Here is a 24,079-nt window from a genome sequence, read left to right on the forward strand (position 1 = left end):
CGCGTGTCCGCCGCGCCTTCGGCCCGTCGAGTGTCACGGTGGTGCGGTGATGGTTCCGAGGCCAGAGGCGTTGGCGTCCTTCGAGCGCCACCTGCGCGCCGAGCGCGGCCGCTCGCCCCACACCGTGCGCGCTTACCTGCGGGACGTCGGCGTCTTCCTCGACGAGGTCGGGGTCCACGACGACGAAGCCCTGCGCGACGTCACCCTGGCGGACCTGCGCGCGTGGCTCGGGGTGCTCTCGCGCCGCGGAGCGGCCCGGGCGACGATCTCGCGGACCTCGGCCTCGCTGCGGACGTTCTTCGGCTGGCTCGAGCGCACGGGGCGGATCCCGGCCGACCCGTCGCTGCGACTGAGCGCCCCGAGCCGGCACCGCACCCTGCCACCCGTGCTCGCCCAGCGCTCGGCAGCGGCCCTCCTCGACGTCGCCGAGGTCGCCGCCGACGACGACGACCCGGTCCACCTGCGCAACCGGGCAGCGCTCGAGCTGCTCTACGCGACCGGCATCCGGGTCGGGGAGCTCGTCGGCCTCGACGTCGACGACGTCGACCTGTCCACCCACGTCCTGCGCGTCGTCGGCAAGGGCAACAAGGAGCGCCGGGTGCCCTTCGGCGCGCCGGCCGGGCGGGCGGTCACGGACTGGCTCGAGCGGGGCCGGCCGCGCCTCGCGGGGCCCGGGAGCGGTGCGGCGCTCCTGCTCGGGCGGCGCGGCCGCCGCGTGGACCCGCGGCAGGTCAGGGAGGTCGTCCACGCGCTGGTGCGCCACGTGCCGGATGCGCCCGACATCGGTCCGCACGGGCTGCGCCACAGTGCTGCGACCCACCTCCTCGAGGGAGGGGCCGACCTGCGCATGGTCCAGGAGCTGCTCGGCCACGCCTCGCTCGCGACGACCCAGATCTACACCCACGTGTCGGTCGAGCGGCTCCAGCGTTCCTACGCCCAGGCGCACCCACGCGCTTGACGGGTTGCAGGGGGAACGGCACGGGCGCGGTGGTGAGCGCCGTCACTCGACCCGCGGGAAGCGTGCGGCGCTCAGCCGAGGGGAAGCAGGGCGAGTCGCCCGCCGACCAGGAGGAGGAGCGGGTCGTGGTAGGCCCCCATCCGCCGGGCTCCGAGGTGCAGGCAGGGTGCAGCACCACAGTGCGACCGCCCGGTCGAGACGTCGAGCGTCCCGAGCACGTCGCCGACGGAGACGACGTCACCGACGTCGACGACGGGCTCCACGGGCTCGTACGTGCTCCGCAAGCCGTCGTGGTGCTGCACGCTCACCGTGCCGCGGCCCGCGACCGGCCCGGCATGGACCACCCGGCCGCCCTCCACCGCGAGCACCGCCGCATCCGCCCTGGCGGCAAGGTCGAGGCCGCGGTGCCCACGGCCGTAGCGCGAGAGGGGAGCCCGGAACTCCTGCACGACCGTGGGGCGGGGGTACAGCGGCCACTGCCAGCGAGGTGAACCGGGTCGGGCTGTGGGAGCATCCGGCGCGGGTGTCCGACGCTGCGTCGTCGAGGCCCCGACTGATGCCGTCGCAGGCTCGCGCCCGCGGGTACCCGCGACAGGCTCGCGTCCAACGGCTCCTGCGACAGGCTCGCGTCCAACGGCTCCCGCGTCAGGCTCGCGTCCAACGGCTCCCGCGACAGGCCCGCGTCCGGTGGTCCCTGCGGCAGCCTCGCGTCCGGCGGCGCCGGTAGCGGGAACGCGGACGACCATGTCCGCGACGGGCTCGAGCTGCCCTGTGGCTGGCGGGGCGCCGGCTGGTGGGCGCCACCCGGGAGCGGCGAGCACAGCCGCGGTGACGCCCGAGAGGGCGAGGACGACGAGCAAGGGTCGAGGCATGCCACCAGCGTCGCCCGGGGGACGGTCACGCCGAAGGGGGGACCGAGGACCTGTGGAGGGCGCGGCCGCCGCGGACCGCCTGTGGACGAGTGCCGCGACGCGCTCGCGCTCGGCGGGGTCACCGGCCGAGCGCCGCCAGTCGCCGGCACGCCTCGTCGAGCACGGCGTCCTCCTTGCAGAAGGCGAACCGCACGAGGGTGCGGGCGGCGTCGACGTCGTCGTGGAAGACCGACACGGGCACCCCGACGACACCCGCCCGGGCCGGGAGCTCGTGGCAGAACGCCACCGCGTCGACGGCACCGAGCGGCGCGGCATCCGCGATGACGAAGTAGGTGCCCTGGGGCACCGACACCGCCATCCCGGCCCGGCGCAGCCCGTCGACGAGCCGGTCCCGCTTCGACTGGAGCGACGAGGCCAACCCCGTGAACACGGCATCCGGCAGCCCGAGCCCGAGTGCGACGGCCGGCTGGAACGGCCCGGACCCGACGTACGTGAGGAACTGCTTGACCGAGCGCACGGCCGCCACGGCGTCCGCCGGGCCCGACACCCAGCCGACCTTCCAGCCGGTCGTCGAGAACGTCTTTCCGGCCGAGGAGATGGTGAGCGTGCGCTCGCGCATCCCCGGCCACGCGGCCACGGCGACGTGCTCGGCGCCGTCGAAGGTCAGGTGCTCGTAGACCTCGTCCGTGACGACCCAGGCGTCGTGCTCCCGGGCCAGCGCGCAGACGAGCTCGAGCTCGTCGCGCGTGAAGACCTTGCCCGTGGGGTTGTGCGGCGTGTTGAGCAGCACCATCCGGGTGCGGGAGGAGAAGGCCGCCCGCAACGACGCCTCGTCGACCGTGAAGTCCGGGAACCGCAGCACCGAGGTCCGCCGCACCCCACCGGCGAGCGCGATCGTCGCGGCGTACGAGTCGTAGTAGGGCTCGAACGTGACGACCTCGTCACCGGGCTGCACGAGGGCGAGCACCGTCGCCGCGATGGCCTCGGTCGCCCCGACCGTCACGAGCACCTCGCTCGCGGGGTCGAGGTCGATGCCGTGGAACCGCCGCTGGTGCGCGGCGACGGCCTCGAGCAGCTCCGGCACGCCGGCGCCGGGTGGGTACTGGTTGCGCCCTCCCCGGATCGCCGAGACGGCGGCCTCGAGCACCTCGGGCGGGCCGTCGGTGTCGGGGAAGCCCTGACCGAGGTTGATGGCACCGTGCTCGGCCGCGAGGGCCGACATCGTCGCGAAGATCGTCGTCCCGAAGGGGGCGAGCGCGGGGTGGCCGGGCGAGCGCGTCATCCCCGCAGGCTAGGGCCACCGGCCGCGATTAGGACGACCCGCCCCGGCTCCGTAGACTGGGCTCACGACCGGTCTCGGCCGGTCGAATTCGCGTGTCCTTCTCTGCGACCCCGAACGGGCGGCGCAGGGCACACCACGGCAGTGGCGGATCGCCCCCTCGAGGGAGCCTTCCGTCCGGGGTGTGGCCGGGCACCAGGCAGGTGGACGACGACCCTCCAGCAGGAGGCGAGCACCACCGACGGAACTGACAACCACAGAGCAAGGAGAACGACGATGGCCGTCGTCACCATGCGCCAGCTCCTCGAGAGCGGCGTCCACTTCGGGCACCAGACCCGTCGCTGGAACCCCAAGATGAAGCGCTTCATCATGACCGAGCGCAACGGCATCTACATCATCGACCTGCAGCAGTCGGTGACCTACATCAACAACGCGTACGAGTTCGTCAAGGAGACCGTCGCGCACGGCGGCACGATCCTGTTCGTCGGCACCAAGCGCCAGGCCCAGGAGCCGATCGCCGAGCAGGCGACCCGCGTCGGGATGCCGTACGTCAACCACCGCTGGCTCGGTGGCATGCTCACGAACTTCCAGACGATCTCCAAGCGGCTCACCCGGCTCAAGGAGCTCGAGGAGCTCAACTTCGACGACGTGGCCGGCTCCGGCTACACGAAGAAGGAGCTGCTCATCTTCAAGCGCGAGAAGGACAAGCTCGAGAAGACCCTGGGCGGGATCCGCTCCATGGGCAAGGTCCCCTCGGCCGTGTGGATCGTCGACACGAAGAAGGAGCACCTCGCGGTCGACGAGGCGCGCAAGCTCGGCCTGCCCGTCATCGCGATCCTCGACACGAACTGCGACCCCGACGAGGTCGACTACAAGATCCCCGGCAACGACGACGCGATCCGTTCGGTCACGCTGCTGACCCGGGTCATCGCGGATGCCGTCGCCGAGGGTCTCATCGCCCGCGCCGGTGGGCGTGCGGCCGAGGACGTCGTCGCCGCAGACGAGCCCCTCGCCGAGTGGGAGCGCGAGCTGCTCGCCGGCGACGCGGCCCCGGTCGCCGCGCAGAACGCGCCCGAGGCTCCCGCCGCCGCCGAGGCTCCCGCCGCGGAGGCTGCCGTCGAGGCCACCGAGGCTCCTGCCGTCGAGGCCACCGAGGCTCCTGCCGTCGAGGCTGCCGAGGCTCCCGCCACCGAGGCTCCTGCCGCCGAGGCTCCTGCCGTCGAGGCTGTCGAGGCTCCCGCCACCGAGGCTCCTGCCGCCGAGGCCGTCGAGGCTCCTGCCGCCGAGGCCGTCGAGGCTCCCGCGGCCGAGGCCACCGAGGCCCCGGCAGAGCAGGCCTGAGCCACCCCCTCCCCCCGTCCGACCGCTACCCGAAAGAGCGATATCACCCCATGGCGAACTACACCGCCGCTGACATCAAGGCGCTGCGCGAGAAGACGGCCGCCGGCATGATGGACGTCAAGAAGGCCCTCGACGAGGCCGACGGCGACATGGCCAAGGCCGAGGAGCTCCTGCGCGTCAAGGGCCTCAAGGGCGTCACCAAGCGCGAGGGGCGCACCGCCTCCAACGGCCTCGTCACCGCCCGGGCCGGCGCCGGCGAGGGCACCCTCGTCGAGGTCCTGTGCGAGACCGACTTCGTCGCGAAGGGCGAGCGCTTCGGCGCCCTCGCCGACCAGGTCCTCACCCAGGCCGTTGCGACGAAGGCGTCCGACGCCGACGCGCTCCTCGGGTCCACCCTCACCGACGGCAAGTCGGTCAAGGAGCTGCTCGACGAGGCCAACGCGACCATCGGCGAGAAGATCGAGGTCAAGCGCGTGGCCCGCCTCGAGGGCGAGCACGTCGTGTCCTACCTGCACAAGACGAGCCCCGACCTGCCCGCGCAGATCGGCGTCCTCGTGTCCACCACCGGTGGCGACGAGCAGACCGCCCGCGACGTCGCGATGCACATCGCGGCGTTCAGCCCGAGCGTGCTCACCCGCGAGGAGGTCGCCGCCGAGACGGTCGAGAACGAGCGTCGCCTCGCCGAGGCCACCGCGAAGGAGGAGGGCAAGCCCGAGGCCGCCCTCCCGAAGATCGTCGAGGGTCGGGTCAACGGCTACTTCAAGGAGAACGTCCTCCTCGAGCAGCCGTTCGCCAAGGAGCCCAAGAAGACCGTCGCGAAGGTCCTCACCGAGGCCGGCGCCGACGCCACGGGCTTCGTGCGCTTCCGCGTCGGGGGCTGACCTCCCCTCCCGCCGGGCACAACCACGGATGCCGTCCGCTCACCCGAGCGGGCGGCATCCGCCCGTCCGGAGACGGGGCGACGGCGCATACTGGCCGCAGGAGGTGGTCACGATGGCGGAGGCCGGACCCGAGCCCACCCGCGAGGCCGAGCGGGCGGCGCTCGAGAAGCGCGTGCACGTCGACCTGCCCCGGGTGCGCCCGGAGGACATGGTGACCACCCAGGAGGTCGACCCCGCTCCCGACCCCCGGGGCGGCCGGGACACCGACACCGAGTTCATGCTGCGCCACGCCGGCTGGTGACGTTCCGGTCCGGCCCGCGACCGGCATCCGAGCCGCCTCGCGGGTTCGGCCCGCGCCCGCGCCTGTGCAAGGATCGGTCGACCGCCGCGCACCACCGCCGAGGAGGCCCTGTGACCACGCATGCCCTGACCGAGGCAGCACGACCCACCACGACCTCGGCGCGCTCGCGCCGGGTCCTGCTCAAGCTCTCCGGCGAGGTCTTCGGCGGCGGCCGGGTCGGCGTCGACCCCGACGTCGTACGCGACATCGCGCGGCAGATCGCGGATGCCGTGCGCGAGGGGATCGAGGTTGCGGTCGTCGTCGGCGGCGGCAACTTCTTCCGCGGCGCCGAGCTGCAGCAGAAGGGGATGGAGCGCTCGCGCGCCGACTACATCGGCATGCTCGGCACCGTCATGAACTGCCTCGCCCTCCAGGACTTCCTCGAGAAGGAGGGCATCGACACCCGCGTGCAGACCGCCATCACGATGGGCCAGGTCGCCGAGCCGTACATCCCCCGCCGCGCGATCCGCCACCTCGAGAAGGGCCGGGTCGTCATCTTCGGCGCGGGCGCCGGCATGCCCTACTTCTCCACCGACACGGTGAGCGCGCAGCGCGCCCTCGAGTGCAAGTGCGACGCGGTGCTCATGAGCAAGAGCGGCGTCGACGGGGTCTACGACGCCGACCCGCGGACCGACCCCGCCGCGCGCAAGCTCGACGAGGTGACCTTCGCCGAGGCGCTGCGCACCGGCCTCAGGGTCGTGGATGCCGCGGCCTTCAGCCTGTGCATGGAGAACCGGCTGCCGATGGTCGTCTTCGGCATGGAGGGCGACGGCAACATCACCCGGGCGCTGCGCGGCGAGCGGATCGGCACGCTCGTCTCCGCCGGGTGACCCCGGCGCCGCCCGACTTTGACACACTGGACCCGACCGCCGCGCCCGCTGCGCGGCAGACCGAAGGAGAGCCGCCGCAGATGATCGACGAGACCCTGTTCGAGGCCGAGGAGAAGATGGAGAAGACCGTCGAGGCCGCCAAGGAGGCCTTCGCCGGCATCCGCACCGGCCGCGCCCACCCCGGCATGTTCCAGAAGGTCCTCGTCGACTACTACGGGGCCCCGACCCCGCTGCAGCAGCTGGCGTCCTTCCAGACGCCCGAGGCTCGCACCATCATCATCAGCCCCTTCGACAAGGGGTCGATGCACGCCATCGAGAAGGCCATCCAGCAGGCCGACCTCGGTGTCAACCCGAGCAACGACGGCACGATCATCCGCTGCGTCATGCCGGTGCTGACCGAGGAGCGGCGCCGCGAGTACGTCAAGATGGCCCACCACCAGGCCGAGGACGCCAAGGTCTCGGTGCGCAACGTGCGCCGCCACGCCAAGACGGCCCTCGAGCGGCTCGTCAAGGACGGCGAGGTCGGCGAGGACGAGGGCGCTCGCGCCGAGAAGGAGCTCGAGGCCGTCACGAAGCGGCACGTCGACCAGATCGACGAGCTGCTCAAGCACAAGGAAGCCGAGCTGCTCGAGGTCTGAGCGCACGACGACGATGACCGACGCAGCCCCCGACACCCCCGAGGCGACCGAGCCGCCACCCGCGGGGCGACCCGGGACGTCCCCCGCCACGGCCACCGCGGCCCAGGGCGCGGCGGCACCCCCGAAGGCCGGCCGCGACCTCAAGGCGGCCGTCGGCGTCGGCCTGCTCCTCGCCGGGCTGATCATCGGAACCCTCGTCCTCGACGCGCGGGCGTTCCTCGTCGTCCTCGTCGCCGCGGTGGCGTTCGGCGCCTGGGAGCTGCGCCGGGCGATCGCGACCAAAGGCGTCACGGTCCCGCTCGTCCCGCTCCTGCTCGGCACGGTCGGGATGCTCGTCTCCGCGTACCTGCGCGGCGCCGAGGCCCTCGTCGTCACCTTCGGGCTGACGATCGTCGGCCTGCTCGTGTGGCGGGTCGCCGACGGCCTGGCCGGCGCGGCCCGAGACCTCAGCGCCTCGGCGCTCGTCACGTTCTACCCGGTCTTCCTCGCCGGGTTCGCCTCGCTCATGCTCGCCGCCCCCGACGGTCGCCAGCGGATGGTCGTCTTCATCCTCGTCACCGTCTTCTCCGACATCGGCGGGTACGCCGTCGGGGTCGTGCTCGGCAGGCACCCCATGGCGCCCTCGCTCAGCCCGAAGAAGTCGTGGGAAGGCTTCGCCGGATCGGTCGCCGCGTGCGCGGTCGTCGGCGCGCTCGCGCTGCCGATCGTGCTCGGCGGCGCGTGGTGGGCAGGCCTCGTCCTCGGGGCGGTCGCCGCGGCCGGGGCGACGCTGGGCGACCTCATCGAGTCGAGCATCAAGCGTGACCTCGGCATCAAGGACATGGGCTCGCTCCTGCCCGGGCACGGGGGACTCATGGACCGGCTCGACTCCCTCGTCCTCGTCGCGCCGATCGCCTACGTCCTGCTCCTGTGGTTCGTCCCGCTCGGCTGAGAGGACGGCGCCGATGACCGACGAACCAAGCCCGGGCCCCCGGCCCGCCCCGGGACAGCTGACCTTCGCGGCGCCGCGCCGGGGGAAGCCGCCCCGTCACCTCGCCGACCTCGGCCTCGCCGAGCGCCGCGAGGCCGTCGCGGCGCTCGGGCACCCGGCGTACCGGGCCACCCAGCTGTCGACGCACTACTTCGGGCGGCTCGTCGAACGGCCCGAGGAGATGACCGACCTGCCGCAGGCGGTGCGCGACGAGCTCGTCGCCGACCTCCTGCCGACGCTGCTCACCCCGGTGCGCAGCCTCACCGCCGACCGGGGGACCACCGTCAAGCAGGTGTGGCGGCTCTTCGACGGCGCGCTCGTCGAGTCCGTCGTCATGCGCTACCCCCGCCGGGTCACCGTCTGCATCTCGAGCCAGGCCGGTTGCGGGATGAACTGCCCCTTCTGCGCCACGGGCCAGGAGGGGCTGACCCGCAACATGTCCGCCGCCGAGATCGTGGAGCAGGTCGTGGCGGCTGCTCGGCTGCTGCGCCGGGGCGAGCTGCCCGTCGTCGGCAGTGGCGGCGGTCCCGACTCCGGACCGGGCGACCCCGCCGGGGGTGGCCGGACCGACGCGGCGGCCGAGCTCGGCGACGAGGCCGACGGCACCGAGGACGCCGGCCCCGAGGACGCCGGCCCCGAGGACGCCGGCCACGAGGGGCCGGCCCGCGTCAGCAACGTCGTCTTCATGGGCATGGGAGAGGCCCTCGCGAACTACGGGGCGGCCATCGGGGCGATCCGCCGCCTCACCGAGCCGGCGCCCTCGGGCCTCGGGATCTCGGCGCGAGGCATCACGATGTCGACCGTCGGACTCGTGCCCGGGATCGACCGCCTCGCGCAGGAGGGGATCCCGGTGACCCTGGCGCTGTCCCTCCACGCACCGGACGACGAGCTGCGCGACGAGCTCGTCCCCATCAACACCCGGTGGAAGGTCGACGAGGCGATCGACGCGGCCCACCGCTACCACGTGGTCACCGGCCGCCGGGTGAGCATCGAGTACGCCCTCATCCGCGACGTCAACGACCAGGCCTGGCGCGCCGACCTGCTCGGCGAGAAGCTCGCGGCTCGCGGCCGGGGGTGGGTGCACGTCAACCCGATCCCCCTCAACCCCACCCCCGGGTCGAGGTGGACGGCTTCGAGGCGGGGGGTCGAGCAGCAGTTCGTCGAGCGGCTGCGGGCACACGGCATCCCGACGACGGTGCGCGACACCCGCGGCTCGGACATCGACGGCGCCTGCGGCCAGCTCGCGGCGGCCACGGCCTGACCGCGTCTACGCTGGTGACCGTGCGACGTCGCCTTCCCGTGCTCGTCGGGGCCGCGGCCCTCCTGCTCGCCGGGTGCGGCAGCGAGGCCGACCTGCCCGCGAACCTTCGCGGTGCCTCGGCGCACCCGACGACCCACGCGGCGCCGAGCGCGTCGGCCTCGGCCTCGGGGTCGGCCTCCGCCGCGGAGCAGGAGGACGTCCCGCTGCGCGCGGGCGAGCGGTTCCAGAGCATCCGGCTCCCGGCGCCGTACACCCCGACGGCGCCGGAGGGCACGGGCACCGACGACTACCGGTGCTTCCTCGTCGACCCGGGCTTCACGAGCGACCAGCTCGTGAGCGGCGTGCACATCGCACCCGACAACGCCGCGCTCGTGCACCACGTCATCGTGTCCAAGGTCGAGCCCGGGGACGTCGAGCGGGCCCGGGAGCTCGACGCCGGGGATCCCGGTGACGGCTGGACCTGCTTCGGCGGGGCCGGGGTCTCCGGGGTGGCCGGTGGCAGCCTCGACGATGCCGACTGGGTCGGGGCCTGGGCGCCGGGGGGCGGTGAACGCGTCATGGCCGACGACATCGGCATCCCGCTCGCCGAGGGCACCCAGCTCGTCGTCCAGATGCACTACAACCTCCTGGCCGGCACCGGCACCGACCGCAGCACCGTGCGGCTGCGGCTCTCCGAGGCCGAGGGCGCGACGAAGCAGGCGCTGCGCACGATGCTGCTGCCCGCGCCGGTCGAGCTGCCGTGCCGCGACAACGGCACCAAGGGCCTGTGCAACCGCGCCCTCGCGGTGGCCGACGTCAAGCGCCGTTTCGCCGAGGACATCGCGACGGCCGACCTCCTCCACCTGCTCTGCGGCCCGATCGAGCCCGGACCGGTCCAGAGCTGCACCCGCCCGATCCGCGAGGAGGGCACGATCCGGGCCGTGGCCGGGCACATGCACCTGCTCGGCCGCGCGATCACCGTCGACGTCAACAAGGGCACCCCGCAGGCGCAGCGGGTACTCGACCTCCCGGTGTGGAACTTCGACGACCAGGGCAGCATCCCCCTCGACGAGCCCCTCGACGTCGGCCCCGGCGACTCGATCACCGTGACGTGCACCCACGACCAGTCGCTGCGCGACCTGCTGCCGGCCTTCGAGGGGACGCAGGACCGCTACGTCGCCTGGGGCGAGGGCACGACCGACGAGATGTGCCTCGGCATCGTGCTCATGACCGAGCGCTGACCGAGCGCTGGCACCCGGCCGGCGGTTCGGCACGCAGACGGTCAGCCAGCACGCGGAGACTGCCGGGTCGGGTCCGAGCTCCTGCGCGCCGCGAGCCGTCGCCCGCCGGTCAGCGCGGCTCCACGTCGAGGACGAGCTCGGCGGCCTCGTCGACCGAGTCGGCCAGGTGCAGCCGCTGCGCCATCGGGCGCCCGGCGGCCAGCGCCGTCAGCGGCGCCCACACCGGCACGTCCTGGGTCCAGTGGCGCCGGCCGACGAGCACGACGACGGGCAGCACGGCATTCGCCGGCGCGTAGTAGAGCCGGGTCGCGACCTGGAAGACCTCCTGCACCGTGCCGGCGGCGCCCTCGAGGACGACGAGCCCGTGGGTGCACCGGGCGAGCAGGCCGTCCTCGCGGATGGCGTTGGAGAAGTACTTGCCGATGCCGTTGCAGAACACGTTCGGCGGCTCGTGGCCGTAGAACCACGTCGGGATGCCGATGCTGCGCACCCGGGTGTCCGCCACCGGCATCGCCACGAGCGCGTCGTGCACGTCGAGGGCCGCCAGCGCCCAGGGTTCGATCGCCGGACGGAACGACGGCACCTCCCGCAACCGGGCGAGCGCCGTCGCGAGCGCGGCCTCGCTCGGGGCCAGGGCGCCGAGGTTCGCGGCCTCCATCGCCCCGGGACCCCCTCCGGTCGCGACGACGAGCCCGGCCGTGGCGAGCCGGTGGCCGAGGTGGGCCGCGGCGGCGAACCGGTCGGTGTCTCGGCCGAGGGCATGCCCGCCCATGACGCCCACGACGGGAGCGTGCCCGATGAACTCGTCGAGCGCATCGCTCATCGAGTCGTCGTGGATGGCCCGCAGGAGGGTGACGAACGCGTCATGGGCCAGCGTGCCGTCCCTCGACCAGTGGTAGGCCCGGGCGTCGGGCGTGGACTCGTACCCGTGCTCGCGCAGCCCCTCGTACAGCTCGTGCGGCTGGTAGAGGCTGGAGCGGTAGGGGTTGACCGGGGCGTGCGGGTCGGTGGGGAAGACGAGGGCGCCGTGGGTCCGCAGGTGGGCGCCGAGGTGCTCGGTCACCCGTCCGCCGAGCACGACCATGCCCTCGACGTCGGTACGGGCGAGGAGCTCCTCCTCGTGTCCGGTGAGGTCGAGGTCCTGCAGGCGCAGGCCGCACATCGGCCGGCTCGACCGCAGGACGGCGTGCAGGTCCGGCAGGCTCTCGATCTCGCGCACGGGGCCGAACCTACCCGCGGTGCGTGCGGGCGTGGTCGCTCCGGCCACCACGCCCGCACTCACGGCGGTGCAGGTCAGTGGGCGGTGAGCAGGTCGAGCAGGCCCGCGAGCCGGGCGGGCCGTCCGGTCGCGAGCTCCTCGCGGTCGGCGAGCCCGGCGAGGCGCAGCCCTGCGTTGACCCCGAGCCAGCGCAGGGGCTCGGGCTCCCACCGCGGCGAGCGGTGCCCGACCCAGGGCAGCGTCGTGAGCGCGGTGTCGCGACCGAGCACGAGGTCGGCGAGGGTACGACCGGCGAGGTTGCTCGCCGCGACCCCGTCGCCGACGTACCCACCGGCCCAGCCGGTGCGGGTCACGGGGTCCCAGCGCACCGACGGGTGCCAGTCGCGGGCGATGCCGAGGGCGCCGCCCCAGGCATGCGTGAACCGGATGCCGTCGAGCTGGGGGAGCAGCTCGCGCAGCGTCGTGCGCAGCGCCGCGAAGACCCGCTCGTCGTGGTCGAACTCCGGGCGCACCGCCGAGCCCCAGTGGTACGGGGCGCCGCGCCCGCCGAAGGCGATCCGTCCGTCGTCGGTGCGCTGGCCGTAGATGACGAGGTGCCCGTGGTCGGCGAACACCTCCCGCCCGGCGAGCCCGATCCGCGACCAGCGCTCGTCGTCGAGCGGTTCGGTCGCGACCATGAGCGAGTAGACCGGCGCGACCCGGCGGGACAGCCCCGGCACCTCGGGGGTCCAGCCCTCGGTCGCGTGCACGACCGCGCCGGCCGAGACCCGGTGCCCGTCCTCGAGGACGACGACTCGGTCGGCGGTGCGAGTCACGCGGCATCCCTCCACGACGCGCCCACCGAGCCGGCGCACCGCGGCGGCGAGCCCGTCGACGAGGTGGCGCGGGTGGACCCGGGCGCAGTGGGGGGTGTACGTCGCGCCCCGGGTGGCGGCCACGTCGACGCGCTCGCGTGCGGCCGCGGTGTCGAGCCACACGGTGCCGTCGTCCCACGCCGCGGAGTGCGCGGCGGCGGCCCTGGCCCGCACCTCCTGCGCGGGCGTGCGGGCGACGACGACCGCCCCGCCCTTGGCGAACCCGCCGCCGAGGCCCTCGGCGGCGTCGACCCGGCCCACCTCGTCGACCGTGTCGCGCAGCGCGGCGAGCTGCGCGAGGGCGGCGGTCCGCCCGTGCCGTCGGGCGATCGTGTCGGCCGACACCGGCCACAGCGCGGACACCCAGCCCCCGTTGCGCCCGCTCGCCCCGAAGCCGACGTGCTCGGCCTCGAGGACGAGCACGTCGAGACCGGGCCGCTCGCGCAGCAGGTAGTAGGCGGTCCACAGACCGGTGTACCCACCACCGACGACCGCGACGTCGACCACCTGCGGCAGGGCGGATGCCGTGGCGCGGCTCGCGCTGGCCGCTGCCGGCGCGTCGTCCCACCACAGCGGCCCGGGGCCCGGGTCGGCGGGGGTCACCGCCACATCAGGTGAGTGGCTCGTCGCCACATCAGGTGCGTGGCTCGTCGCCACGTCAGGTGCGTGGCTCGTCGAGTGAGCACGACATGCCGGGGACAGGCGTCCATCCCGGGCATGTCCTGCTCACTCGACCGGGCCCGGTCGACCGGGTCACAGGTGGTTCTCGGCCTCGGTGAGCACCGAGCGCAGCCGGCGCTCGATCTCCTCGAACTCGGCCGGCCCCATCGTCAGCGGGGGGGCGAGCTGGACGACCGGGTCGCCGCGGTCGTCGGCGCGGCAGTACAGCCCGGCGTCGAACAGGGCCTTGGACAGGAAGCCGCGCAGCAGCCGCTCGGACTCGTCGTCGTCGAACGTCTCGCGGGTCTGCTTGTCCTTGACGAGCTCGATGCCGTAGAAGTACCCGGCGCCGCGCACGTCGCCGACGAGCGGCAGGTCGAGCAGCTTGTCGAGGGTGCTCTTGAAGACCGGGGCGTTCTGCTTCACGCGGTCGTTGAGGCCCTCGCGCTCGAAGATGTCGAGGTTGGCCATCGCGGCGGCGCAGGAGACCGGGTGGCCACCCCACGTGTAGCCGTGGGGGAAGTACGTCGTGCCCTGCCGGAACGGCTCGAAGAGCCGGTCGCTCGCGATCATGAGGCCGAGCGGGGCGTAGCCGCTCGTCACGCCCTTGGCGGTCGTGATGATGTCGGGCTGGTAGCCGAGGTCCTGGCAGGCGAACATCGACCCGATCCGGCCGAAGGCGCAGATCGTCTCGTCGGAGACGAGGAGCACGTCGTACTCGTCGCAGATCTCGCGGACCCGGTCGAAGTACCCGGCCGGTGGCGGGAAGCACCCGCCGGAGTTCTGCACCGGCTCGAGGAAGACCGCCGCGACCGAGTCGGGGCCCTCGAACTCGATGGCCTCGGCGATCCGGTCGGCGGCCCAGCGGCCGAAGGCCTTCTCGTCGTCGCGCAGGTGCTCGGGTGCGCGGTACATGTTCGTGTTCGGCACCTTGTGGCCACCGGGCACGAGCGGCTCGAAGTCGACCTTCGCGGCCGGGATGCCGGTGATCGACAGCGCGCCCTGCGGGGTGCCGTGGTAGGCCACCGAGCGGGAGATGACCTTGTGCTTCGTCGGCTTCCCGGTCAGCTTGAAATACTGCTTGGCCAGCTTCCACGCCGTCTCGACGGCCTCGCCGCCACCCGTGGTGAAGAAGACCCGGTTGAGGTCGCCCGGCGCGTGGTGGGCGAGGCGCTCGGCGAGCTCGATGGCGCGCGGGTGGGCGTAGGACCACAGCGGGAAGAAGGCGAGCTCGGCGGCCTGCTTCGCCATCGCCTCGGCGATCTCGGTGCGGCCGTGCCCGACGTTCGTGACGAACAGGCCCGCGAGGGCGTCGATGTACTCGTTCCCGCGGTCGTCCCAGATCGTCCAGCCCTCGCCCTTGGTGATGATCGGCACGGCGTGCCCGAGCCCGCCGGCCTCGCGCTCCTCGAAGACCGAGTGGCGGGTGAAGTGCATCCACAGGTGGTCGCGGGCGGCGTCGGAGTAGAGCGCGCCGGTGGAGGTGTGGCGGTCGGAGCTGGGCTCCCACACGGTGGACGGGTTGGTGGTCATCGGGTACCCCAGTTGTAGTGCTGCTTGTTGAGTTTCAGGTAGACGAACGTCTCGGTGCTCGTGACCCCGGGCAGCACGCGGATGCGCTGGGTCAGCAGGTCGAGGAGGTGGTCGTCGTCCTCGCACACGACCTCGGCGAGGATGTCGAAGCTGCCGGCCGTCGTGACGACGTAGTCGACCTCCGGCATGGCCGTCAGGGCGTCCCCGACGGTGAGCAGGTCGCCCTCCGCGCGGATGCCGATCATCGCCTGACGACGGAAGCCCACCTGGAGCGGGTCGGTGACGGCGACGATCTGCATGACCTCGGCGTCGAGCAGGCGCTGGACGCGCTGGCGGACCGCGGCCTCGGACAGGCCGACGGCCTTGGCGATCGCGGCGTAGGACTGCCGACCGTCCTCCTGCAGCAGCTCGATGATGTGCTTGGCCACGTCGTCGAGCCGGGTCTCGGAGGCCGGGCGAGCGCTTCGGGCCGGCCGGGTGGTGCGGGTGGTCACGAGCGCCATCGTGCAGGGGAATCGGTCGCCGCGCAAGTCCTCCAGTGACGGAATCCGTATGCGGCGACGGGGCGATGTGTAACTTTTCATGACTTTTGGGGCCGCGACCCTAGTGATTTCGCGGGTGCGGGGTTTAGAGTTCCCACGCACTGCCGTCCAACTTCACCCACTCCTGGGGAGCCACGCACATGAGCGGTCCGCGCCACCTGCGCAACTTCATCGCCGGCGAGTACGTCGACGGGCGTACCGATTCCACCACCGACATCGTCAACCCGGCGACCGGATCGGTCGTCGCGACCGCCCCGGTGAGCGGGCCGGCCGACGTCGACGCCGCCTACGCCGCCGCGGACACGGCCTTCGCCGAGTGGGGGCGCACGACCCCGAGCGAGCGCCAGCAGGCCCTGCTCAAGCTCGCCGACGCCATCGAGTCCCGCGCCGACGAGCTCATCGCGCTCGAGTCCGAGAACACCGGCAAGATCCGGGCCCTCACGGCGAGCGAGGAGATCCCGCCGATGGTCGACCAGCTCCGGTTCTTCGCCGGGGCCGCGCGCGTGCTCGAGGGCAAGGCGGCGGGGGAGTACATGAAGGGCCACACCTCGTGGATCCGCCGCGAGCCGATCGGCGTCGTCGGCCAGGTCACCCCGTGGAACTACCCGCTCCTCATGGCCGTGTGGAAGATCGCCCCGGCCCTCGCCGCGGGCAACACCGTCGTCCTCAAGCCGAGCGACACCACGCCCGAGACGACCCTGCTGCTCGCCGAGATCGCCTCGCAGTTCCTCCCGGCCGGCACCCTCAACGTCATCACCGGTGACCGCGACACCGGCAGGCTCCTCGTCGAGCACCCCACCCCCGGCCTCGTCGCCATCACCGGCTCGGTTCGGGCTGGGTCCCAGGTCGCGGCCAGCGCCGCTCCGAACGTCAAGCGGGTCCACCTCGAGCTCGGCGGCAAGGCACCGGTCGTCGTGTTCGACGACGCCGACATCGAGGCCGCCGTCGAGGGCATCGCCGTCGCGGGCTACTTCAACGCCGGCCAGGACTGCACCGCGGCGACCCGGGTGCTCGCCGCGCCCGGCATCCACGACGACTTCGTCGCGGCCCTGTCCGAGTACGCCACGACCTCGGCCGCCGTGGGCCTGCCCGACGACGAGGACGCGTTGTTCGGCCCGGTGAACAACGCCCGCCAGCTCCAGCACGTCTCGGGGTTCATCGAGCGGCTGCCGTCGCACGCGTCGGTCGCGGCCGGTGGCAACCGCCGCACCGACCTCGGCGACGGGTTCTACCTCGAGCCGACCGTGCTGTCCGGCCTGCGCCAGGACGACGAGGCGATCCAGAACGAGATCTTCGGCCCGGTCATCACCGTGCAGCGCTTCAGCGACGAGGACGAGGCCGTGCGCTGGGCCAACGGCGTCGACTACGGCCTGGCGTCCTCGGTGTGGACGAGGGACTTCGGGCGGGCCATGCGGATGTCGCGGGCCCTGGACTTCGGCTGCGTGTGGATCAACACGCACATCCCGCTCGTCGCCGAGATGCCCCACGGCGGGTACAAGAAGTCGGGCTACGGCAAGGACCTGTCGATGTACGGCTTCGAGGACTACACCCGCATCAAGCACGTCATGGCCAACATCGAGTCGTGACCCGGACCACGCCCGACCCACCCGACCTGCCCGACGCGGCATCCTGACCCCACGACCGCCATCCCCACCCCTGAGCACCACCGCAAGGAGACCCCCATGACCGAGCGCCCCACCCCCGAACCGATGTCCCTCGCGCTGCGGGCCGCCCTCGCCCGCGGCCTCACGACGCGCCGCACGCTCGTCACGGGCGCCCTCGGCCTCGGCGCGACCGCGGCCCTCACCGCCTGCGGGAGCGAGGGCACCGGCGGCTCCGCGTCCGGGTCGGCCACTCGCACCGCCGCCGCCGCGGAGGACATGAGCGACAGCGAGAAGGTCGTCAACTGGTCGAACTGGACCCAGTACATCGACGTCTCCGAGGACGAGTCGACCCGTCCGAGCCTCGACGAGTTCACGAAGCAGACCGGCATCCAGGTGAACTACACCGAGGACTACAACGACAACGACGAGTTCTACGCCAAGGTCCGCCCGCTCCTCGAGGGCGGCGAGGACACCGGCCGCGACACCTGGTGCAGCACCGACTGGATGGTCGCGCGGCTCATCCGCCAGGGCTACGTCCAGCCGCTCGACAAGGCGAACATCCCGAACGCCGAGAACCTCGAGGCCTCGCTCACCGACGTCGAGTTCGACCCGGGTCGCAAGTTCTCGCTGCCGTGGCAGAGCGGCTTCGCCGGCATCGCCTACAACCTCGACGCCACCGGCGGGGCGAAGGTCGAGACGATCACCCAGCTGCTCACCGACCCCGCGCTCAAGGGCAAGGTCACCCTCCTCACCGAGATGCGCGACACCGTCGGCCTCGTCCTGTGCGAGCAGGGCAAGGACCCGGCGAACTTCACCGACGCCGACTTCGACGAGGCGATCGCGATGATCCAGAAGGCCAAGGACGCCGGCCAGCTCAAGGGCTTCACCGGCAACGACTACACCGACGGCCTCACCAAGGGCGACATCGCCGCCTGCATCGCGTGGACCGGTGACGTCGTGCAGCTGCAGTTCGAGAACGACAAGGTGCAGTACGCCCTGCCGCAGGCGGGCTTCACGCTCTGGTCGGACAACTTCGTCATCCCGGCGCTCGCCAAGCACAAGAAGAACGCCGAGACCCTCATCAACTACTACTACGACCCCAAGGTCATGGCCCAGGTGGCGGCCTGGGTCAACTACATCCCGCCGGTCAAGGGCACGAAGGACGTCATCGCCGCCGACGACCCCGAGACCGCCGACAACCCGCTCATCTTCCCCAGCGAGGAGGTCCTCTCGCGGGCCAAGGTGTTCCGGGGCCTGTCGGCCGAGGAGGAGACGAAGTACGCCCGTGCCTTCTCCGACCTGACGGCGAGCTGATGGCCGGGCACGGGACCGGCGACCTCAACCTGGTCGGGCTGTCCAAGTCGTTCGCGGAGTTCACGGCCGTCCACCCGATGGACCTCACCATCCCGCAGGGCTCGTTCTTCGCGCTGCTCGGCCCCTCCGGCTGCGGCAAGACGACGACCCTGCGGATGGTGGCGGGGCTCGAGCAGCCCACGTCCGGGCAGATCCTCATCGGGGACACCGACATCACGAACACCCGGCCGCACCAGCGCAACGTCAACACGGTCTTCCAGTCCTACGCCCTCTTCCCGCACATGAGCGTCGAGGACAACGTCCAGTTCGGCCTGCGCCGGCGCGGTGACAAGGACGCCAAGCGCAAGGCCCAGGAGGCCCTCGAGCTCGTCGAGCTCGGGCACGCCGGCAAGAAGCGGCCCAACCAGCTCTCGGGCGGGATGCAGCAGCGCGTGGCCCTGGCCCGCGCCCTCGTCAACCGCCCGGACGTGCTCCTGCTCGACGAGCCGCTCGGCGCGCTCGACCTCAAGCTGCGCCGGCAGATGCAGATCGAGCTCAAGCGGATCCAGCAGGAGGTCGGCCTGACGTTCATCCACGTCACCCACGACCAGGAGGAGGCCATGACCATGGCCGACTCCATCGCCGTGATGAACGCCGGCCGGATGGAGCAGCTGGGCGACCCCGCGACGCTCTACGAGCACCCGGCATCGACCTTCGTCGCGAACTTCCTCGGCCAGTCCAACCTGCTCACCGCCCGGATCACCGGGTCCGCGGGGGACGGCCTCATGACGGCCGACGTCCACGGCCACGACGTCCTCGTCCAGGCCGACAAGGTGCCCGACGGGCTCGTCGACGTCTGGCTCGGCGTCCGCCCCGAGAAGCTCGCGCTCGGCCCGGGCAGCGGCCGCAACCAGCTGCGTGGCACCGTGACCGACGCCTCGTTCACCGGGGTCGCGACGCAGTACCTCGTTCGGATGCCGTGGGGCATGGACGTCATGGTGGTGCAGCAGAACGACGGCAGCGCGCGCGCCCGGCTCGGCGAGGACGTCACCCTGGCCTGGGACCCCGGGCACGAGTTCGTCCTCGACTCGGCGCAGGCGGAGGACGCCGGCGTGGAGCGGGTGGTCGTCGATGGCTGAGCTGGCGGTCCTGGCGCCGCACGGCCCTCCGGCCCCTCGCCGGCGCGCCAACTGGGTGCCCTACGCCCTGCTGGCACCGGGGCTGCTGTGGCTCGTCGTGTTCTTCGTGGCGCCGATGGTCACGCTCTTCTCGCAGTCCCTCCAGGAGGGGTCGGTCGAGGCCGGCTACACCTTCACGGGAAACATCTCCATCTACGCGGACGCCCTGCAGAAGTACTGGCCACAGCTGCTGCGCTCGGTGCTCTACGCCGGGACGGCGACGGTCATCGCCCTGCTGCTCGCCTACCCCCTCGCCTACTACATCGCGCAGAAGGCGGGCCGCTGGAAGAACCTCATGCTCGTGCTCGTCGTCGCGCCGTTCTTCACGAGCTTCCTCATCCGCACCCTGGCCTGGCGCACGATCCTCTCCGACACCGGCCCCGTCGCCGAGTTCGCCCGGGCCACCGGCATCACCGACGTCCTCCAGGCGCTCACCCTCACCGCGAACGACAGCCTGCTCTCCTCGAAGTTCGCGGTCATCGCCGGGCTGACCTACAACTTCCTGCCGTTCATGATCCTGCCGCTGTACTCCTCGCTCGACCGGCTCGACCCGCGCCTCGTCGAGGCGGCCGGCGACCTCTACGCCACCCCGTGGGAGGGCTTCCGCCGCGTGACGTGGCCCCTGTCCCTGCCCGGCGTCGTCGCGGGCACGCTGCTGACCTTCATCCCCGCCACCGGCGACTTCATCAACTCCCGGCTGCTGGGCAACACCCAGACCGTCATGATCGGCCAGGTCATCGACAGCCAGTTCCTGCGCGTGCTCGACTACCCACTCGCGGCGGCCCTGTCGTTCATCCTGCTCCTCATGATCCTCGTGCTCGTGTCCACCTACGTCCGGCGCGCCGGCACCGAGGAGCTGGTGTGAGGTGACGTGGATCAAGAAGCACCTGCTGCTCTTCGCGGCGGTCGCGGTGCTGGCCTACATGATGATCCCCAACATCGTCGTCGCGGTGTTCTCCTTCAACGACCCGGTCGGCCGGTACAACTACACGTGGACCCAGTTCTCGACGGAGGCGTGGCAGAACCCGTGCGGCGCCCAGGGGCTGTGCGAGTCCCTCGGGCTCTCGCTGCGCATCGGGCTCGTCGCCTCGCTGGCCGCGACCGCGCTGGGCACGATGATCGCGTTCGCCCTCGGGCGCTACCGGTTCCGCGCCCGCTCCGCGACGAACCTCCTGATCTTCATGCCGATGGCGACCCCCGAGGTCGTCATGGGCTCGAGCCTGCTCACGCTCTTCCTCATGATGGGGGTGCCCTCCGGCGGACTGGCGATCACCATCGCCCACATCATGTTCTGCGTGTCGTTCGTCGTCGTCGCCGTCAAGGCCCGGGTCGCGACCCTCGACCCCCGGCTCGAGGAGGCGGCCGCCGACCTCGGCGCGAACCCGACCCAGACGTTCCTGCGGGTCACCCTCCCGCTGGCGGCACCCGGCATCCTCGCCGGTGCGCTGCTGGCGTTCTCGCTGAGCTTCGACGACTACATCATCACCAACTTCAACGCCAGCCCCAGCTCGATCACCTTCCCGATGTACGTCTGGGGTGCCGCGCAGCGCGGCACGCCGGTGCAGGTCAACGTCATCGGCACGCTGATGTTCCTCGCGGCGCTCGTCGTCGTCGTCATCGGGCAGGTGCTGTCCTCCCGCCGCCAGCGCGCCGCGGCCTGACCCGCGGCACGGACCCCGTCGGGGTCCGTGCCAGCTCCCACCCGGCCCCCGGGCATCGCGCCCGGCTCCACGGAAGAGGTTCCTCGTGCACGTCCTCATGGTCGGTGCCGGCGGCGTCGGCGACGCCGCCGCCCGCATCGCCGCCGAACGCCCGTTCTTCGACTCCTGGGTCGTCGCCGACCACGACGTCACCCGCGCCGAGCGCACGGTGGGCGCGGTGACCGCCCGCGACCCGGGGGAGACCCGCTTCCGGTCGGCGCAGGTCGACGCCTCGGATGCCGGCGCCGTCGAGGCGCTCGCGCGCGAGGTGGGTGCGACCCACGTCCTCAACGCGGTCGACCCCCGGTTCGTCATGCCGATCTTCGAGGGCGCCCGGGCGGCCGGGGCGGACTACCTCGACATGGCGATGAGCCTGTCCCGCCGGCACCCGACCGAGCCCTATGCCCGCGTCGGGGTCAAGCTCGGCGACGAGCAGTTCGCGCAGGCGGGGGAGTGGGAGTCCGAGGGCCGGCTGGCCCTCGTCGGCATCGGCGTCGAGCCCGGGCTCTCCGACGTCTTCGCCCGGTACGCCGCCGACCACCTGTTCAGCGAGATCGACGAGCTGGGCACCCGCGACGGGGCCAACCTCGTCATCCGCGACGAGGACGGCCACGAGGTCTTCGCGCCGGGGTTCTCGATGTGGACGATCATCGAGGAGTGCCTCAACCCGCCGGTCGTGTGGGAGCGCGCGCGTGCCGTCGGACCCGACGGGTCCTACGACGTCGACGCGGGCTTCTCCACCCTCCCGCCGTTCAGCGAGCCCGAGGTCTTCGACTTCCCCGGGGGCATCGGCCCCGTCGAGTGCGTCCACGTCGAGCACGAGGAGGTGCTCCTCATGCCGCGCTGGGTCGACGCCGAGCGGGTGACGTTCAAGTACGGGCTCGGCGAGGAGATGATCGGCATCCTGCGCACCCTGCACACCCTCGGCCTGGACCGCACCGACCCGGTCACCGTCAAGGGGGTGCAGGTCAGCCCTCGTGACGTCGTCGCCGCCGTGCTTCCCGACCCCGCGACCATCGGGCCCCGGATGGAGGGTCGCACCTGCGCCGGGCTGTGGGTCACCGGCACGGGCAAGGACGGTCAACCCCGGCGCACCTACCTCTACCACGTGTCGGACAACGCCGACACGATGGGCGACTACGACGCCCAGTGCGTCGTGTGGCAGACGGCGGTCAACCCCGTCGTCGCCCTCGAACTGCTCGCCGCCGGCACGTGGTCCGGCGCCGGCGTGCTCGGCCCCGAGGCCTTCGACGCCGTGCCGTTCCTCGACCTGCTCGCGGCGCCCAAGCCCCAGGGGTACGGCTCGCCCTGGGGCCTCGAGGACCGCTGACCCCCCAGCCCCCACTGGCACCCGGCGCCGCCGTCACCGGCATCCGCTGACGACGCCGCCGCCGCCCGACCTGCCCGACCCCGGACCACGAAGGAAGCACGCCATGGCGACCACCCACACCGCCCTCATCGACTCCGTCCCCACCCGCCTGCTCATCGGCGGCGGCTGGCGCGAGGCGAGCGGTGGGGCGCGCTTCGAGGTGTCCGACCCGAGCAGCGGGGCCACCCTGACCACCTGCGCCGACGCCACGCCGGACGACGGCCTCGCCGCCCTCGCCGCGGCCCACGACGCCCAGGCCGGCTGGGCGGCGACCCCGCCGCGCGAGCGCAGCGAGATCCTGCGCCGCGCCTTCGAGGCACTCATCGCGCGCACCGACGAGTTCGCGACGCTCATGAGCCTGGAGATGGGCAAGACCGTCGCGGAGGCCCGGGGTGAGGTGGCCTACGGCGCCGAGTTCTTCCGCTGGTTCGCCGAGGAGGCCGTGCGCATCCACGGCCGCTACTCGGTCGCCCCCAACGGCGCCTCCCGCCTGCTCACGATGAAGCAGCCGGTCGGCCCCACGCTCATGATCACGCCGTGGAACTTCCCGCTCGCCATGGGCACCCGCAAGATCGGCCCGGCGGTGGCGGCGGGCTGCACCATGGTCGTCAAGCCCGCGCACGAGACGCCGCTGACGATGCTGCTGCTCGCCCAGGTCATGCAGGAGTCCGGTCTGCCCGACGGCGTCCTCAACGTCGTCACGACGACCCACTCCGGCGCCCTGTGCGAGCCGGTCATCCGCGACCCACGGCTGCGCAAGCTCACCTTCACCGGTTCCACCCAGGTCGGCAAGGTGCTCGTCGAGCAGTCGGCCGAGCAGCTGCTGCGCCTGTCGATGGAGCTCGGGGGCAACGCCCCGTTCCTCGTCTTCGAGGACGCCGACGTCGACGCCGCGGTCGAGGGCGCCATGCTCGCCAAGATGCGCAACATCGGCGAGGCCTGCACGGCCGCCAACCGCTTCTTCGTCCACGAGTCGCTCGCGGACGAGTTCGCCGCGAAGTTCGCCGCCCGGATGGGCGCCCTCGTCGTCGGTGAGGGCACCCGGGAGGGCGTCGACGTCGGGCCGCTCATCACCGCCAGGGCCCGCGACGGGGTCGACGAGCTGGTCCGGGATGCCGTGGGCCGTGGCGCCACGGTGCTCACGGGCGGGGCCGCGGTCCCCGGGCCGGGGTTCTTCTACGAGCCGACCGTGCTGGCCCAGGTGCCCGCGGACAGCCGCTGCCTCACCGAGGAGATCTTCGGCCCGGTCGCCCCCGTGTGCACCTTCACCGACGACGCGGACGCCGTCGCGAAGGCCAACGCGACCGAGTACGGTCTCGTCGGCTACGTCTTCACCAACGACCAGAACCGGATGCTCCGCGTGGCCGAGGCCATGGAGTTCGGGATGATCGGCGTCAACACCGGCATCGTGTCCAACCCCGCGGCCCCCTTCGGCGGGGTCAAGCAGTCCGGCTTCGGCCGGGAGGGCGGCTTCGAGGGCATCGACGAGTACCTCGAGACGAAGTACGTCGGCATCGCGCTCTGACGCGCTCGTCAC

Annotated in this window: 22 protein-coding genes; 16 read left to right on the forward strand and 6 right to left on the reverse strand. The window is 72.4% G+C overall.

The features are described 5' to 3' along the window. Positions 1-49: 49 nt before the first annotated feature. Complete coding sequence (locus ABD899_RS05335; RefSeq protein WP_345203474.1) at positions 50-958, forward strand: tyrosine recombinase XerC; 909 nt, start codon at positions 50-52, stop codon at positions 956-958. A 71-nt stretch (positions 959-1,029) separates the two neighbouring features. Here the strand turns inward: ABD899_RS05335 and ABD899_RS05340 are convergent, their stop codons facing one another. Further along, positions 1,030-1,407 (reverse strand): peptidoglycan DD-metalloendopeptidase family protein, encoded by a 378-nt coding sequence (locus ABD899_RS05340; RefSeq protein ID WP_345203182.1) that lies wholly within the window; start codon positions 1,405-1,407, stop codon positions 1,030-1,032. 541 nt (positions 1,408-1,948) lie between these two features. After that, positions 1,949-3,112 (reverse strand): pyridoxal phosphate-dependent aminotransferase, encoded by a 1,164-nt coding sequence (locus ABD899_RS05345; RefSeq protein WP_345203185.1) that lies wholly within the window; start codon positions 3,110-3,112, stop codon positions 1,949-1,951. Positions 3,113-3,385: 273 nt separating this feature from the next. On the opposite strand from ABD899_RS05345, the gene rpsB reads away from it, so the two are divergent. The 8 genes from rpsB (at position 3,386) to ABD899_RS05385 (ending at position 10,590) form a co-directional block, all read left to right on the forward strand. Then, entirely contained in the window at positions 3,386-4,450 is a 1,065-nt protein-coding gene (rpsB, locus tag ABD899_RS05350; protein WP_345203188.1) for a 30S ribosomal protein S2, read from the forward strand. 50 nt (positions 4,451-4,500) lie between these two features. Continuing rightward, positions 4,501-5,331, forward strand: coding sequence for a translation elongation factor Ts (gene tsf, locus ABD899_RS05355; RefSeq protein WP_345203190.1), 831 nt, complete (start codon positions 4,501-4,503; stop codon positions 5,329-5,331). Positions 5,332-5,443: 112 nt separating this feature from the next. Further along, on the forward strand, positions 5,444-5,632 hold the full coding sequence (locus tag ABD899_RS05360) for a heme biosynthesis protein HemY (RefSeq protein WP_345203192.1): 189 nt from the start codon (positions 5,444-5,446) through the stop codon (positions 5,630-5,632). Positions 5,633-5,742: 110 nt separating this feature from the next. Continuing rightward, positions 5,743-6,501: a UMP kinase gene (gene pyrH / locus ABD899_RS05365; RefSeq protein ID WP_345203194.1), complete on the forward strand. Its 759-nt coding sequence runs from the start codon at positions 5,743-5,745 to the stop codon at positions 6,499-6,501. An 80-nt stretch (positions 6,502-6,581) separates the two neighbouring features. After that, a complete protein-coding gene (gene frr / locus ABD899_RS05370; RefSeq protein ID WP_345203196.1) occupies positions 6,582-7,139 on the forward strand; it encodes a ribosome recycling factor in 558 nt (185 codons plus the stop codon). A gap of 13 nt (positions 7,140-7,152) precedes the next feature. Then, the gene (locus ABD899_RS05375; protein WP_345203199.1) at positions 7,153-8,070 is read left to right on the forward strand and encodes a phosphatidate cytidylyltransferase; all 918 of its coding nucleotides are present in this window, start codon (positions 7,153-7,155) and stop codon (positions 8,068-8,070) included. 13 nt (positions 8,071-8,083) lie between these two features. Beyond that, a complete protein-coding gene (rlmN, locus tag ABD899_RS05380; RefSeq protein WP_345203201.1) occupies positions 8,084-9,370 on the forward strand; it encodes a 23S rRNA (adenine(2503)-C(2))-methyltransferase RlmN in 1,287 nt (428 codons plus the stop codon). 20 nt (positions 9,371-9,390) lie between these two features. Continuing rightward, on the forward strand, positions 9,391-10,590 hold the full coding sequence (locus ABD899_RS05385; protein WP_345203203.1) for a monooxygenase: 1,200 nt from the start codon (positions 9,391-9,393) through the stop codon (positions 10,588-10,590). A gap of 109 nt (positions 10,591-10,699) precedes the next feature. Here ABD899_RS05385 and ABD899_RS05390 read toward each other — a convergent pair whose 3' ends face one another. The 4 genes from ABD899_RS05390 to ABD899_RS05405 form a co-directional block, all read right to left on the reverse strand. Further along, positions 10,700-11,809 (reverse strand): LOG family protein, encoded by a 1,110-nt coding sequence (locus ABD899_RS05390; protein ID WP_345203205.1) that lies wholly within the window; start codon positions 11,807-11,809, stop codon positions 10,700-10,702. Between the two features lie 74 nt (positions 11,810-11,883). Further along, positions 11,884-13,266 carry an NAD(P)/FAD-dependent oxidoreductase gene (locus tag ABD899_RS05395; protein WP_345203208.1) on the reverse strand — a complete coding sequence of 461 codons (1,383 nt, stop codon included), beginning with the start codon at positions 13,264-13,266 and terminating at the stop codon, positions 11,884-11,886. 150 nt (positions 13,267-13,416) lie between these two features. Then, positions 13,417-14,856 (reverse strand): aspartate aminotransferase family protein, encoded by a 1,440-nt coding sequence (locus ABD899_RS05400; protein WP_345203210.1) that lies wholly within the window; start codon positions 14,854-14,856, stop codon positions 13,417-13,419. Then, positions 14,853-15,350: an Lrp/AsnC family transcriptional regulator gene (locus ABD899_RS05405; RefSeq protein ID WP_345203212.1), complete on the reverse strand. Its 498-nt coding sequence runs from the start codon at positions 15,348-15,350 to the stop codon at positions 14,853-14,855. Before ABD899_RS05405 ends, ABD899_RS05400 begins: the two co-directional genes overlap by 4 nt. Positions 15,351-15,538: 188 nt before the next feature. On the opposite strand from ABD899_RS05405, the gene ABD899_RS05410 reads away from it, so the two are divergent. From ABD899_RS05410 to ABD899_RS05440, 7 genes are all read left to right on the forward strand, one after another. Then, positions 15,539-16,984, forward strand: coding sequence for a gamma-aminobutyraldehyde dehydrogenase (locus ABD899_RS05410; protein ID WP_345203214.1), 1,446 nt, complete (start codon positions 15,539-15,541; stop codon positions 16,982-16,984). A 96-nt stretch (positions 16,985-17,080) separates the two neighbouring features. Beyond that, positions 17,081-18,316 carry a polyamine ABC transporter substrate-binding protein gene (locus tag ABD899_RS05415; RefSeq protein ID WP_345203216.1) on the forward strand — a complete coding sequence of 412 codons (1,236 nt, stop codon included), beginning with the start codon at positions 17,081-17,083 and terminating at the stop codon, positions 18,314-18,316. Beyond that, positions 18,316-19,434: an ABC transporter ATP-binding protein gene (locus tag ABD899_RS05420; RefSeq protein WP_345203219.1), complete on the forward strand. Its 1,119-nt coding sequence runs from the start codon at positions 18,316-18,318 to the stop codon at positions 19,432-19,434. Before ABD899_RS05415 ends, ABD899_RS05420 begins: the two co-directional genes overlap by 1 nt. Then, on the forward strand, positions 19,427-20,338 hold the full coding sequence (locus tag ABD899_RS05425; RefSeq protein ID WP_345203221.1) for an ABC transporter permease: 912 nt from the start codon (positions 19,427-19,429) through the stop codon (positions 20,336-20,338). Before ABD899_RS05420 ends, ABD899_RS05425 begins: the two co-directional genes overlap by 8 nt. Before the next feature lies 1 nt (position 20,339). Further along, positions 20,340-21,134, forward strand: a complete 795-nt coding sequence (locus ABD899_RS05430) for an ABC transporter permease (protein WP_345203224.1) — start codon at positions 20,340-20,342, stop codon at positions 21,132-21,134. An 85-nt stretch (positions 21,135-21,219) separates the two neighbouring features. Beyond that, positions 21,220-22,503 carry a saccharopine dehydrogenase family protein gene (locus ABD899_RS05435; RefSeq protein ID WP_345203227.1) on the forward strand — a complete coding sequence of 428 codons (1,284 nt, stop codon included), beginning with the start codon at positions 21,220-21,222 and terminating at the stop codon, positions 22,501-22,503. Positions 22,504-22,606: 103 nt separating this feature from the next. Continuing rightward, positions 22,607-24,067: an NAD-dependent succinate-semialdehyde dehydrogenase gene (locus tag ABD899_RS05440; RefSeq protein WP_345203229.1), complete on the forward strand. Its 1,461-nt coding sequence runs from the start codon at positions 22,607-22,609 to the stop codon at positions 24,065-24,067. Positions 24,068-24,079 lie beyond the last annotated feature (12 nt).

This window comes from Fodinibacter luteus (assembly GCF_039541575.1).
Classification (GTDB): domain Bacteria; phylum Actinomycetota; class Actinomycetes; order Actinomycetales; family Dermatophilaceae; genus Fodinibacter; species Fodinibacter luteus.